Source organism: Nguyenibacter vanlangensis (assembly GCF_038719015.1).
GTDB classification, from domain to species: Bacteria; Pseudomonadota; Alphaproteobacteria; order Acetobacterales; family Acetobacteraceae; genus Gluconacetobacter; species Gluconacetobacter vanlangensis.
In genome coordinates, this window is the sequence record NZ_CP152276.1 from 168502 (window position 1) to 182076 (window position 13575).

At 68.8% G+C, this 13575-nt stretch carries 13 protein-coding genes and 1 tRNA gene; 9 read left to right on the forward strand and 5 right to left on the reverse strand.

Annotation, left to right across the window (positions count from 1 at the left end; all coding sequences use genetic code 11):
• The first annotated feature begins 3 nt into the window (after positions 1-3).
• The gene (locus tag AAC691_RS00810; protein ID WP_323990833.1) at positions 4-1350 is read left to right on the forward strand and encodes an ATP-binding protein; all 1347 of its coding nucleotides are present in this window, start codon (positions 4-6) and stop codon (positions 1348-1350) included.
• A 36-nt stretch (positions 1351-1386) separates the two neighbouring features.
• On the opposite strand, the gene AAC691_RS00815 is transcribed toward AAC691_RS00810, so the two are convergent.
• Entirely contained in the window at positions 1387-1956 is a 570-nt protein-coding gene (locus tag AAC691_RS00815) for an outer membrane protein assembly factor BamE (RefSeq protein ID WP_176640782.1), read from the reverse strand.
• A gap of 157 nt (positions 1957-2113) precedes the next feature.
• Here AAC691_RS00815 and AAC691_RS00820 point away from each other — a divergent pair, with 157 nt between their 5' ends.
• From AAC691_RS00820 to AAC691_RS00850, 7 genes are all read left to right on the forward strand, one after another.
• A complete protein-coding gene (locus tag AAC691_RS00820; RefSeq protein WP_342628645.1) occupies positions 2114-2686 on the forward strand; it encodes a DUF177 domain-containing protein in 573 nt (190 codons plus the stop codon).
• 144 nt (positions 2687-2830) lie between these two features.
• Entirely contained in the window at positions 2831-3034 is a 204-nt protein-coding gene (gene rpmF, locus AAC691_RS00825; protein ID WP_176640780.1) for a 50S ribosomal protein L32, read from the forward strand.
• Positions 3035-3134: 100 nt separating this feature from the next.
• Positions 3135-4232, forward strand: a complete 1098-nt coding sequence (plsX, locus tag AAC691_RS00830; RefSeq protein WP_176639743.1) for a phosphate acyltransferase PlsX — start codon at positions 3135-3137, stop codon at positions 4230-4232.
• Positions 4233-4284: 52 nt separating this feature from the next.
• Entirely contained in the window at positions 4285-5259 is a 975-nt protein-coding gene (locus tag AAC691_RS00835; protein ID WP_176639744.1) for a beta-ketoacyl-ACP synthase III, read from the forward strand.
• 106 nt (positions 5260-5365) lie between these two features.
• Positions 5366-5701 carry an integration host factor subunit alpha gene (locus AAC691_RS00840; protein ID WP_317135251.1) on the forward strand — a complete coding sequence of 112 codons (336 nt, stop codon included), beginning with the start codon at positions 5366-5368 and terminating at the stop codon, positions 5699-5701.
• 95 nt (positions 5702-5796) lie between these two features.
• Entirely contained in the window at positions 5797-6528 is a 732-nt protein-coding gene (locus AAC691_RS00845; RefSeq protein ID WP_342630100.1) for a MerR family transcriptional regulator, read from the forward strand.
• A gap of 73 nt (positions 6529-6601) precedes the next feature.
• A tRNA-Pro gene (locus tag AAC691_RS00850) sits at positions 6602-6675 on the forward strand.
• Positions 6676-6741: 66 nt separating this feature from the next.
• Here AAC691_RS00850 and AAC691_RS00855 read toward each other — a convergent pair.
• From AAC691_RS00855 to AAC691_RS00870, 4 genes are all read right to left on the reverse strand, one after another.
• Positions 6742-7866 (reverse strand): AI-2E family transporter, encoded by a 1125-nt coding sequence (locus tag AAC691_RS00855; RefSeq protein ID WP_176639746.1) that lies wholly within the window; start codon positions 7864-7866, stop codon positions 6742-6744.
• An 82-nt stretch (positions 7867-7948) separates the two neighbouring features.
• Complete coding sequence (locus tag AAC691_RS00860; protein ID WP_342628646.1) at positions 7949-10027, reverse strand: S9 family peptidase; 2079 nt, start codon at positions 10025-10027, stop codon at positions 7949-7951.
• Positions 10028-10124: 97 nt separating this feature from the next.
• Positions 10125-10619, reverse strand: a complete 495-nt coding sequence (locus AAC691_RS00865; protein WP_342628647.1) for a DUF3574 domain-containing protein — start codon at positions 10617-10619, stop codon at positions 10125-10127.
• Between the two features lie 11 nt (positions 10620-10630).
• Positions 10631-11512: an NUDIX domain-containing protein gene (locus AAC691_RS00870; RefSeq protein WP_342628648.1), complete on the reverse strand. Its 882-nt coding sequence runs from the start codon at positions 11510-11512 to the stop codon at positions 10631-10633.
• Positions 11513-11638: 126 nt separating this feature from the next.
• Here AAC691_RS00870 and AAC691_RS00875 point away from each other — a divergent pair, with 126 nt between their 5' ends.
• Positions 11639-13552 (forward strand): ABC transporter ATP-binding protein/permease, encoded by a 1914-nt coding sequence (locus tag AAC691_RS00875; protein ID WP_342628649.1) that lies wholly within the window; start codon positions 11639-11641, stop codon positions 13550-13552.
• Positions 13553-13575: the final 23 nt, after the last annotated feature.

The window sequence follows — 13575 nt, forward strand, 5'->3', positions numbered from 1 at the left end:
CCCATGGCGGGGTGGCGCCGCCGCATGGACCGGCCGGTGCGCCGGGTGCTGCCGCGCTCGCTGCTGGGGCGGTCGCTGCTGATCGTGCTGATTCCGCTGCTGGTGACGCAGGGGATCTCGCTGGAGCTGTTCTACGGCAATTACCTGAAGGTCGTGTCGCGGCGCATGTCGGGCAGCATCGCGGCCGAGGTCGCGCTGACGGTGGACCTGCTGAACCATTATCACACCGCCGGCGACCGGAGCTGGATCATGCAGCGGGTGCGCCGGCGCACGCAACTGGACATAGGGTGGCAGCCGGGATGGCGGCTGACCCGCATCGGGTCGAGCCACGTGCTGGGGCCGATGGATGACGACCTGGCCCAGGCGCTGGCGGATTCGCTGGGGCGGCCGACCTATATCGACTGGATCGGCGACAGGCATACCGTCCATATCTATATCCAGCTTCCCGACGGGGTCCTGAGCGTCGGCGCGCCGCGCAAGCGGCTGGACGTGGCACCGATCTGGTTCGTGGCCTGGGCGGTGGGCAGCACGCTGCTGCTGTTCATGATTGCCAGCCTGTTCATGCGCAACCAGGTGCGGGCGATCCGGCGGCTGGCGCGTGGGGCGGAATTGTTCGGCCTGGGGCGCGATACCGGGCCGATCCGGCCGGAGGGCGCGCAGGAGGTGCGCAAGGCGGCGGTGGCGTTCAACCGCATGCAGGAGCGGATCTTCCGCTTCGTGGCGCAGCGGACCGCGGTGCTGGCCGGGGTGTCGCACGATCTGCGCACGCCGCTGACGCGGCTGCGCCTGTCGCTGGCGATGATGCCGCAGCAGGGGAGGGTCGATGCCGCCGCGCTGCGGGACGACGTGGCGGACATGATCGCCGACATCGCCGAGATGGAGCGGATGATCGAAAGCTATCTGTCCTTCGCGCGGGGCGAGGGGGCCGAGACGCCGGTGTCGGTCGGAATCGGGCCGCTGCTGGAGGATGCCGCCGCGTCCTTTCGCCGAGCGGGGGGCGAGATCCTGTCGATTTCCGTGCCGGTGCCGGTCGAGATCATCGTGCGGCCGGATGCGATCCGCCGGGTGTTGGACAATGTGATGCAGAATGCCCGCCGCCATGGCGGGCGCGTGGCGTTGAGCGCCGCGCCGGACGGGCGCGTGATCATGGTGTGCGTCGACGATGACGGGCCGGGGATTCCGCCGGACCGGATGGAAAGCGTCTTTCGCCCGTTCGAAAGCGGCAGCGGGGGCGGCACGGGGCTGGGCCTGACGATCGCCCGCGATATCGTGCGGGCGCATGGCGGCGACATCGCCCTGCGCGCCAGCCGGCTGGGCGGTCTGCAGGTGCGGATCGTGCTGCCGCTATAGGCCGGTGTCAGGACAGGCCGGCATCAGGCCGCGATATCAGGGCAGCGAATTGCCCGTGCCGCCATGGCCCGGACCGTTGTTGAAGCCCATCGGGCCGGTGCTGCCGCCGAACGTGCTGTCCAGGTTGCTCATCGGGTTGTAGCGGCCAACATTGCCCAGGATCTGCTGCATGATATTGACGCTGGTGCCCGGAGTCGGGGTGACGGCGCCGACCATCGAGACGGGGCGCGCGTTGCTCTTGTCCAGGGTGCGCAGGGTGCGCAGCGTACCCTTGTCGTCGAAATTCAGCACCACGACCTGCTGCTGGCGGATGCTGGGGAAGCTGAGCGGCGTCTGCGCGGTCCGCATGGAGATGTAGATCCACGTATTGTCGTCGAACGTGGCGCGCGTGGTCGGCGAGCCCAGCAGGTCCATCGCGTCGGCACGCGTGCTGACGCCGGGTTTGAGCTGGGTATAGTCGTCGCGTTCGATCAGCGAGCCGCGCTGGAACGGCCGGGACGAGAAGACCGAGCAGCCGGAGAGGAGCATGCCGAGGCCGACGACGGCGCAGGGGAGAAGGCGCCTCGCCGGGCGGAGGGCCGAATTCGTGTCCGAAGGTGACCGCATGGCCTGAAGGGCGTCCTGATCCAGGGTAAACTCATCTGTCGGGTGCCCGATTGGGGTGGCGAAGTCAATTCTCCATCGCCATAGATGGGTGAATATCCCGCGTGCCGGCCGGACCGGAGAGCGGGCGGTGTATAGCGTATAAAGGAGCTGGCTGTTCATGGAGGCGGAATTTTCCCGCAAGGTCGCGGTGGGGCGGATCGCCGCGTCGGGCATGGACCTGACGATCGAGGCGGACGCGCGCGAATGCGCCGCCCTGGCCGCGCGTTTCGGCCTGCCGGCGGTGCGCGCGCTGTCCTGCCGCTATCGCCTGACGCCGGGACGGCGGGGCGAGGTCTATGCCGAAGGCTGGCTGGCCGCGACGGTCGACCAGGTGTGCGTGGTGACGACGGATCGGTTTGCCAACGGGGTGGCCGAGACGTTTGCCGCGCGCTTCGTCCCGGCCGAGCGGTTTCGCGAGGATGAGGATCTGGACCCCGAGGCGGTGGACGAGATCCCTTATGCGCGGGACATGATCGACCTGGGCGCGCTGGCGGCCGAGGAATTGTCGCTGGCGCTGGATCCCTATCCGCGCAAGCCGGGCAGCGTGCTGCCCGAAGGTGTCGGCCAGGTGGATGTTCCGCCCGCGAATCCCGGAGACGGGGATACGTCCAGGGACGCGTCGGGGGAGATGTCGGGGGAAAAGCAGTCGCCCTTCGCCGCCCTGGCGGCGCTGAAGAAGGCGCCCAACTGACCGTGCGGCGGGGTGCGTGGCCGGAGAGATGCTTGCGGAATGTCGTGCGGTCTGCTAGAGGCGCCCCCTCATTGTCGATAACTGACCGGGACCCGTGTGATGACGGAGCCCGGTTAAGATCCCAGATCGGAGGGGCCCGGGCCCATGGCTGTACCCAAGAGAAAAACCTCGCCGTCCCGTCGCGGCATGCGTCGCAGCCACGAGGCGCTGCGCGTGCAGGCCCACGCCGAGTGCGCGAATTGCGGTGAACTGAAGCGGCCGCACCATGTTTGCAGCCATTGTGGCCATTATGACGGCCGCGAGGTCGTTGCCGCCGGCAAGGCGCTGAAGACCGCCGTCCGGGCCTGAGCCGGCGGCGCATGGCCGGCCGGTCGCCGGCCGCCCCGCCCCGCGGGACGCCGTCCCGTGGCGGTTTGTGGTTTTGGTGTTCTCCCGGCAGAAGGCAGGCATGAGCGAGACAGGTTCCTCTTTTTCCGGGGCTGAGCCCTTCACGCTGGCCATCGACGGCATGGGTGGGGATGGCGGTCCGGAAGTCGTGGTGGCCGGTCTGGCGATTGCGGCGGACAGGCATCCTGGCGCGCGGGTCCTGCTGATCGGGGATGAGGCGGCGTTGCGCGCGCAACTGGCGCGCCATCCCAAGGCGGCGGCGATCTGCACGATCCGGCCGGCCGGCAGCGCCATCGCCATGGACATGAAGCCGACCGCGGCGCTGCGGGTGCGCGATTCATCGATGCGCCTGGCGATGGATGCGGTGGCCCAGGGCGAGGCCCAGGGCGTGGTGTCCGCCGGCAATAGCGGCGCGATGCTGGCGCTGGCCAAGATCGTCGTCAAAACCCTGCCGGGCGTGTCGCGTCCGGCCATGGCGGCCATCAGCCCGACCCTGAAGGGCGACGTGGTGATGCTGGACCTGGGCGCCAATGTCGCCTGCGACTGGCGCAACCTGGTGGAATTCGCGGTGATGGGTGCGGCCTTCGCCAATGCGGTGCTGGGCCTGCGGGCGCCCACGATCGGCCTGCTGAATGTCGGTTCGGAAGAGCTGAAGGGCGACGAGAGGCTGCGCCAGGCGGCGGACGTGCTGCGCAACAGCCCGCTGGCCGCGCAATTCCACGGCTTTATCGAGGGGCACGACATCACGGCGGGAACGACCGACGTGGTCGTGACCGACGGATTTACCGGCAATGTCGCCCTGAAGACCGGAGAAGGCGCGCTGAAGATGGCGTTCGTCCTGCTGCGGCAGGTCTTCCGGTCGGGCCTGCTGGCCAAGCTGGGCTATCTGCTGGTCCGGCCGGGGCTGGAGCGGATGCGCGAGTGGCTGGATCCGCGCCGCTATAACGGCGCGGTATTCGTGGGTCTCAATGGCGTCGTCGTGAAATCGCATGGCGGGACCGACGCCGAAGGCTTTGCAGCGGCGGTGGACGTTGCCATGGATATGGTGACGCACCGGTTCAACGAGAGCATTCGCGAACAATTGTTGCGCATGGAATCGCTGACGGCCATGCGGCCGGGGGCGGACAAGGAGCAGCCGGCGGTTGCCGCCGTAAGCTGATCCGCAGCCCTGCCCGACCGGCGGCCTGGCTTGGCGGTTTGGAATGATGGACATGATGGCGAGACGTTCGCTTCTGGTCGGGTTCGGCGGTTATCTGCCGGACCGGATCGTGACCAATGATGAGCTGGCGACGCGCCTCGACACGTCGGACGAATGGATCAGGGCCCGGACCGGAATCGCCCAGCGCCATATCGCGGGGCCCGGCGACACGGCCGTGAGCATGGCCAGCGCGGCGGCGTCGCAGGCGCTGGACTATGCCGGCATGCGGGCCGGGGACGTGGGCGCCGTCATCGTGGGGACCAGCACGCCGGACCAGGCTTTTCCGGCGACCGCGGTCAGGGTGCAGGCCGAACTGGGCATGACCGGAGGGTTCGGCTTCGATCTGGCCGCGGCGTGCTCGGGCTTCATCTACGCGCTGTCGATGGCGGATTCGCTGATCCGCAGTGGGCAGGTCGATTCGGTTCTGGTGATCGGCAGCGAAGTCTATTCACGGATCGTCGACTGGTCGGATCGCGGCACCTGCGTGCTGTTCGGCGACGGGGCCGGGGCGGTGCTGCTGCGCGCGGCGGGAGACGAGGATGAGGACCGGGCGGGGATCCTGTCGACCCATCTGCATTCCGACGGGCGGACCGGCGACCTGCTTTATGTCGACGGGGCGGTCGGGCAGCGCGAGAAGAGCGGATTCCTGCATATGCGCGGGCGCGACGTGTTTCGCCACGCGGTGGCCAAGCTGTCGGATTCGGTCGATGAGGTGCTGCGGGTCAATGGACTGAGCCATGGCGACGTGTCGTGGCTGGTGCCGCACCAGGCCAATCTGCGGATCATCGAGGGCGTGGCGCGCAAGCTGGAATTGCCGCCCGAGCGGGTGATCGTGACGGTCGACCGCCATGCCAATACCTCGGCGGCGTCCATTCCGCTGGCGCTGAACGAGGCTGTGCGCGACGGGCGGATCAGGCCGGGCGACCTGGTACTGATGGAAGCGCTGGGCGGCGGGTTGACCTGGGGATCGGCGCTCGCGCGGATCTGAGGCGGGGCGAGGCCGGGGGGCGGGCCGTGTCCGGGCCATTCGGGCGAATCTGTGAAGATGAAAAATTGACGCCGGTCAATGCATTGAATTGACGGTGCATCGCGGCGTGCCTAGGTTTGCTGGCATGAGCACAGTGACCCGCGCCAGTCTGGCAGAACATATCTATAGTCAGGTCGGACTTTCCCGCAACGAGTCGGCGGACTTGCTCGAACACGTGCTTGAGCGGGTCGCCAAGGAACTCGAAGCCGGAAATACGGTCAAGATCAGTGGCTTCGGAACCTTTTCCGTCCGTCAGAAGGGGCGCCGGACCGGCCGCAACCCCAAGACCGGGGTGGAGGTGCCGATCCTGCCGCGATCGGTGCTGGTGTTCCGGCCCAGCCAGTTGCTGCGGTCGCGCGTGAACGGCCAGCCGGACGACGGAAACGAGGAAGACGGCGAATGAGCGCCGCCAGCCCAGGGCAGGAATTCTGGCAGGATGATGCCTCGACCCATGCGGTGGAGGCCGCCGGCGGATATGGCCAGGCGGGAGATGGCCGGATGGAAGAGGGACAGGCGGGGGACGACCCGGCCGGGCGGCTGAAGAAGGCGCCCCATGCCTTTCGCACCATCAGCGAGGTGGCGGACGAGCTGCATGTGCCGCAGCATGTCCTGCGTTTCTGGGAGACGCGATTCAGCCAGGTGCGTCCGCTGAAGCGCGGGGGTGGCCGGCGTTATTACCGGCCCGACGATATCGAACTGCTGCGCCGGATTTCCGATCTGCTCTATGTCCAGGGCTATACGATCAAAGGCGTGCAGCGGATGCTGCGTGAAGGCGCGGATGTCGTCATTCCCGCCGGGTCGGCGGACGGGAGCGACGACGAGGATCTGTTCGGCCAGCCCGAGGAGAGCCCGGCGCATGGAGCGGCGGCCGCGGCCGGGCAGGACGGCGTGGCGGGTCCTGAATCGACGGATCCTGAATCGGCAGGCTTCGAACCGACAGAGCCTGGGCTGGTTTGTGGGGAACCGGTCATTCTGGGGGCGGAAAGCGCCCCCGACGTTGCGGGGCAGGCGCCGTTCGTGACGCCTCCGGCCGCAGCATCCATTTCCGATACCGTCCCGCCTTCGGGTCCGTCCCAGGGGGTGGAGATTTCGGGCGTCGAGTCTTCGGAGACGCGGCCGGCGGCGGATTCGGAATCCGAGCGAATCCGGCAGGAGAACCTGCTGCTGAAGGACAGTCTGCGCGGGATTCTGGTGGAATTGCGTGCCCTGCGGCGGCTGATTCCGGTCTGAGCCGGATTCGGGCCGCGAACACGGGTTGCGGTCCGCGCCGGGCGCTGCTACACGGCGTGTCGTCGCAGACGGACGGGCAGTAGCGCAGCCTGGTAGCGCATCAGTCTGGGGGACTGGGGGTCGTGGGTTCGAATCCCGCCTGCCCGATATTCCCGTCTGCGACCGTTTTCCCTTCTTTCGATGAGTTGGATCATGCGGGGTATCAGCCCCGCGTCAGCCTCCGTCCAGGCAGCGGTCGCGCGTCCAGTTGCGCCACATCAGGTGCATGACCGCCATGATGGCCGGGCCCATGAAGAGGCCCAGCAGGCTCCAGCTTTCGACGCCGCCCAGGATGCCCGTCAGGACCCACAGGAAGGGCAGTTCGGTCGAGCCGCCGATCAGGGCCGGGCGGACGAAATGGTCGGCCACGAAGATCACCGCCATCCCCAGCCCGAGGATGGCCAGGGCGGCGATCGTCGCCCCCTTGACCAGCAGCAGCAATGTCACCAGCCCCACCGCTATGACGGCGCAGAACGGGATCATGGCCGCGACGGCGGTGAAGACGCCGAACAGGAACGGATGCGGGGCGCCGGCGATCAGGTAGGCGACCCCCATGACCGCGCCTTCGCCGATTCCCACGAGAACCAGGCCGGCGACCGTGCCGTGGACCGAGGCGATGATCTGCTGGGCGATCGTCTCGCCCCGCTTGCCGAAGGCACGGCGCGAGACGATGAGGCATTGGCGGATGATGGTGTCGCCGTCCTTGAGCAGGAAGAACAGGGTCAGGATCGAGAACGAGAACAGCAGGCCGCGATGGAAGATCTGCTCGCCCACGCGCTGGGTGACCTGCATGGAATGGCCGAGATTGAAGGAATGCAGGAAGCCCGATACGTCGTCGGGGTTCTGCAGGTGGCTTTCCCACCAGCCGCCGAGCGATGCGGCCCCGAAGGGCAGGCGGTGGATCCAGGTGGGGACCGGCACGCCGGAATGCCGGGCCTCGTTCATCCAGGCCGCGACGCCCTGAGCCTCGCGCGCCGCTTCGAGCGCGAATATCCCCAGCGGGACCAGGAAGATCAGCGCGATCACGATGGTGAACAGCAGCGGCAGCAGGATGCCGTTCGATTGCGCTGCCCGGCGCCGCCGGACGGCGGCATAGGGCGGCCAGGCGGTGATCGCGAAGATGCCGCCCCAGACCAGCGCGGCCAGGAAGCCATGGACGGTGTAGAGCGCGAGCAGGGTGAAGAACACCGCCAGTAATCCCCGGGCGATGCGCTGCGCACGCAGTTGCTCGCGCATCTGGCGGAAGGGCGCGCGATCCGATGGCGGGGGCAGCAGGGCCGGGGGGGCAGTGTCCGTCATGCGCATCGTCCTTGGGAGCAGATCCGTCGAGAGTGGCCGTGTCGGGCGGGGGAGTGTTTCATGTCCGTCTGCGTATCGTCGGTCAGGCGGGCTGGGACATCGTTGCTGCCCAGATGGCGAACGCCTGGATGAGGGCGGATTCCTTCAGCGAGTCGAAGCGCCCCGAGGCGCCGGCATGTCCGGCCTCCATATTCATGCGCAGCAGGATCGGGCGGGTGGCGGTGGTATGGGCGCGCAGGCGGGCGACCCATTTGGCGGGTTCCCAGTAGGTCACGCGCGGGTCGGTCAGGCCGCCGATCGCCAGGATGGCCGGATAGGGACGCGGTGCGACCTGTTCGTAGGCCGCGTAGCCGGCGATCAGGTCATAGGCGGCTTCGTCCTGCAGCGGGTTGCCCCATTCCGGCCATTCGGGCGGTGTCAGGGGCAGGCTGGTGTCGGACATGGTGTTCAGTTCGTCCACGAAGGGCACCACGGCGACGATGCCGGCCCACAGATCGGGCCGCATGTTGGCGATCGCGCCCATGACCATGCCGCCGGCCGAACGGCCGTCGCCGACGATCCGGCCGGCGCGGGTGAAGCACGCGGCGATGAGTTCCTCGGCGCAGGCGATGAAATCGGTGAAGCTGTTGGGCTTGTTGCGGCCGCGCCCGCCCAGGAACCAGTTCCAGCCTTTTTCGGACCCGCCCCGGACGTGGGCGATGGCGTAGAACCAGCCCCGGTCCACCAGGCTGAGCGTTTCGGTGGAGAAGGCCGGTTCGATCGCGTGGCCATAGGCGCCGTAGCCATAAAGCAGCAGCGGCGCCGAGCCGTCGATGGGCGTGCCGCGCCGGCCCAGCACGGTGATGGGCACCTGTTCGCCGTCGGGCGCGGTGGCGGTCAGCCGCCAGCAGCGATAGAGCGCCGGGTCGTGGCCCGAGGGAATGTCCTGGGTCTTGAGCAAATGGCGCGTGCGGGCCTGCATGTCGTAGGCATGCCATTGCCGCGGCGTGGTCGGCGACTGATAGACATAGCGCAGTTCGCGCGTGTCATATTCATAGCTGCCCGAGAGGGAGAGGACGTAGGCGTCCTCGTCGGATGAAAGGGTGTGCTGCCGGCCGTCGGTGTCGCGGATCACCAGGGCGGTGTTGGCGTCGCGGCGTTCGCGCCAGACCAGGTGGCCCGAGAAGGCCATGCAGCCGGTGATGTAGCGCCCGGGTTCGTGCGGCACGAGGTCGCGCCAGTTGGCGCGGCCGGGCGCAGTGTCGGGGGCTTCGGCCAGCTTGAAATCGACCGCGCCGTCGGCGTTGGTCAGGATAACGAAGCGGTCGCCCCAATGGCTGAGGTCATAGCGCACGCCGTTGCGGCGCGGTTCGACGCAGCGCGGGGCGTCCTCGGGCCGTGCGCCGGGGATCAGCCAGGATTCGGACGTGTCCTGGTTGCTGGCGGAAATGACGATCCAGCGCCCGGAGCGGCTGGCCTCGACCCCGATGAAGAAACCCGGATCCTGTTCGTGATAGACCAGCGTGTCGGCATCGGTGCCGATCCGGCGGCGGAAGATCCTGGTGGGGCGGCCATGATCGTCGCGCCAGGTCCAGAACAGCCAGGCCGAGTCCGGCGAGAAGGCGAAATTGCCGCTGCAGCTTTCGATCGCGGGGCCGACCTGCGCGCCGCTGGCGATGTCGCGGATGACGACGCGGTAGATTTCGGAGCCCTGGCTGTCCTCGGCATGGGCGAACAGCCTGTGGTCGGGGCTGTGGGCAGTGGCGGCGACCGAGAAATAATCATGCCCCCGGGCCGCCTGGTCGACATCCAGCAGGACGGTTTCGTCTTGCGGCCTGCCCTCGGGGTGACGGGCATGGATCGGATGCTGGGCACCGGCGGCGAAGCGCATATAGTAGCGCCAGGGACCGTGCGGCAGGGCGGGATAGCTGTCATCCTGGCGGATGCGGCCCTTCATCTCGGCGACGATGTCGGCTTGCAGCGCCTCGGTCGGGGCGAGGATGGCGGCGGTATAGGCGTTTTCCGCATGCAGGTGCGCCGCGATGTCGGCGCGCAGCACCGACGGGTCGCGCAGGACGTCCTGCCAGTTCTCGTCCTTCATCCACGCATAGTCGTCGACGCGGACCCGTCCGAGCTGCGTGATCCGGCGCGGATCCGTGCGGGCGACGGGGGGCGTGGTCATGGGCATCTTCTCCAGCGCAAGGCGCCGCCCGGCGGACGCGGACGGGCCGTCGGGGGCAACCATACAGGACGCGCCGCACGCGCGACAGGGGCGCGGGTCAGAACGCCTGGCAGCCCGGGCGGATCGTCAGGCCGACCGATTGCTGCTGGAAACGCTGCCGGTAGGACGTGCGGATGGCGGCGATCCGGGCGAGCAGGTCCGGCGTCGCCACGCCGGCGGCGATCCAGACGATGCGCGAGGGCTCGTGGGTGACGCGGCCGGTGACGCGATCGCGCCATTGCCCCATGGTCTGGAAGACGCTGAGCCCGTCGGGGAAGCGCGGCGTGACCTCGTCGCGCAGGAAGGCGGCCCATTCCGTGTCCGTGACCGCGCGGCCGTCGGGACGGGTCAGGCCGAACAGCAGGGAGATCTCGATACCTTGGTGCGCGCCGAACGGCGTGCAGGACAGGCCGCTCAGGATGGGAGTGGGGGCGGGGGCGGCGGTGGTATCGGCGGCCGGGGCAGGGGCATGGGGCGCGCAGGCCGCGAGCGGCGCGGCGGCCAGGGCCAGGAGCAGGGCGCGCGCGGACGCGGCGGAGGCGGGGCGGTTCAACGGCGGGCGGCTCATGCGAAGGCCGGATTGTCGCGGCCGGACAGGCCGGCGCGGATCCGTTGTCCGAGATCGCCGGCCGGGTCGATCAGCCCGCGGCGGAGGAACAGGTCCAGCAGCACCAGATTGACGTTGAACTTGAAGGCGTCGCCGTCGCGTACCATCCGGCAGGCTTCCTGGAGCGGGATCAGGGTGAAGAATTCGACCTCGCCGTCCGACGGGGTCGGGACGAAATCCGGCGGCAGTTCCAGGTCGTAGCAATGCAGTACGTCGCGGCGCAGACCCTCGGGCCGTTCCATGGCGTAGCGGATCTCGGCCACCGGCACGGCGCGGTGGATCAGGGCGTCGGGGATGCTGGCTTCCTCGGCGGCTTCCTTGGCCAGGGCCTGGCCGGCGGTGTGGCCGGCGGGAATGCCGCCCGCGACCAGGTGATCCAGCTTGCCGGGGTCCAGCCGCTTGTCCATCGCGCGGCGGCCGATCCACAGATGCCAGCCGTCGGGCCGGCGGACCAGGCCGTTCATGTGCACACCGTGGGCGATCAGCCCGAACAGGGGCAGCGCACCGCGGTCGATCCGCGCGATGGCCGGGGTACCGGAGGCGGGGGTGGCGGAGGTGGGGGCGACGTCGAAGAGTTCGTGGTGCGAGCGATAGAGGCCGGCCGATGCCAGGTCGTCGCCCAGTTCCTCGAGCCTGGCGGGCTGGTCGAGCACCAGAACGCCGTCGCGCAGCGCGACCCCGCGCCGCGTGAGTTCCGGCACCAGTTCGGGGGCGACCCAGCCCGCCGGGGCTTGGCCGGCGGGCTGGGTGGCGAAGCGGAACGGCGTGCGCGGGCCGGGCAGGCGGGCGGTGTTGCAGGCGGCGATATGCCGGAGGAAAGATGCGGCGTCGGACGTCATGCCGGTCTGCTCCTGGTGGTCTGAATGCCATACCGGGCGGGTCAGGCTGTGACAATCCTGCATCCCGGCCGGCGGGATCGGCGCCGCACAGTTTGCAAACCGCCGTGGGCGTGCCACATCGGCACCATGACACCGCCCCCATCCGATGCCCGGCGCGTGCCGGAACGCCCCGTCCTGGTCACGCTGCGCGCGTTGCTGCCTTATCTGTGGCCCCGCAACGATGTGCGCACCCGGCTGCGCGTCGCGGGGGCGTGTTTTCTGCTGGTGGCCGCCAAGGTGGCGACGATCTGCGTGCCGTACCTGTACAGCCGGGTGGTCGATGCCCTGCATCACGGCCGGGATCCGGCGGCGGGGCTGGCGGTGATGCCGCTGGCGCTGATCGTGGGGTACGGGATGCTGCGGCTGATGTCGGCGGGGCTGGGGGAGTGGCGCGACGCGCTGTTCGCGCCGGTGCGCTTCCGGATCAGTTGCGTCGCGGCGATGCGCAGTTTCCGCCACATGCACGCGCTGTCGCTGCGTTTCCACCTGGACCGGCAGTCGGGCAGCGTGACCCGCGCCATCGCCCGGGGGACCGAGGCGATCGAGACGATCCTGCGGGTCGGCGTGTTCAACGTGATTCCCACCCTGTTGGAAGCGCTGATGGTGATCGCGGTCATCTGGCGGCTGTTCGACTGGCGCTATGCGGCGATCATGCTGGCGGCGGTGGTGGCCTATGTCGGCTTTACGGTCACGTTTACCTCATGGCGGATCGGGATCCGGCGCGAGATGAACGAGATCAACAGCGAGGCGAGCTGGAAGGCGCTGGACAGCCTGCTGAACTATGAGACCGTCAAATATTTCGGCAACGAGGACCATGAGAGCCGCCGCTACGAGGAAGCGCAGGCCCGCTATGAGCGCGCGGCGATCCGGACCCAGGTCTCGCTGAACGGGTTGAATTTCGGCCAGGCGGCGATCATCGCGGTGACGCTGACGCTGGTCATGCTGCTGGCGGCGCAGGACGTGGCGCAGGGACGGCTGAGCGTCGGGCGCTTCGTGCTGGTGAACACCTATCTGATGCAGTTGTACCTGCCGCTGAATTTCCTGGGCAGCATCTATTCGGCGATGCGGACCGCGCTGGTGGACCTGGAGCAGATGTTCCACCTGATGGACGAGATGCCGGACGTCGTCGACCGGCCGGCGGCCATCGGCCTGCCGGCGCGGCTGGACGAGGCGCCGGCCGCGTCGGTGCGCTTCGAGCATGTGCGGTTTTCCTATCGCCCCGACCGCGAGATCCTGCACGATGTCAGCTTCAGCGTGCCGGCGGGCGGACGGGTGGCGATCGTGGGGCCGACCGGGGCCGGGAAATCGACCATCAGCCGGCTGCTGTTCCGCTTCTATGATGTCACGGCCGGGCGCGTGGTGGTGGACGGCCATGACGTGCGCGATTACGGCCAGGCGGCGCTGCGGGCCGCGATCGGCGTGGTGCCGCAGGACACCGTGCTGTTCAACGACACGATCGGCTACAACATCGCCTATGGCCGGCTGGGCGCGTCGCAGGACGAGATCGAGCATGCGGCGCGGCTGGCGCAGATCCATGACTTCATCGCCGCGCTGCCGGACGGCTATGCGACGCGGGTGGGCGAGCGCGGCCTGAAATTGTCGGGCGGCGAGAAGCAGCGCGTGGCGATCGCCCGGACCATCCTGAAGAATCCGCGCATCCTGATCCTGGACGAGGCGACCAGCGCGCTGGACACCCATACCGAGCAGGAGATCCAGGCCGCGCTGCGCACCGTGTCGGCCGAACGGACCACGGTGATCATCGCCCATCGCCTGTCGACGGTGGTCGATGCGGATGAAATCCTTGTGATGGGCGACGGGGTGGTGAAGGAGCGCGGGACCCACCGCAGCCTGCTGGCCCGCGACGGGCTGTATGCCGGCATGTGGGCGGCGCAGGCGGAGGAGCGGGCCGAGGAGGAGGTCGGGGAAGGTGTCGGCACCGGGGCCGGGGAAAGGCCCGGGGCGGAGGCGGGCGCGGCCTCGGGGACTGGCCTTGGGGCGTGACGGCGGGCAACATGCGGGTGAAT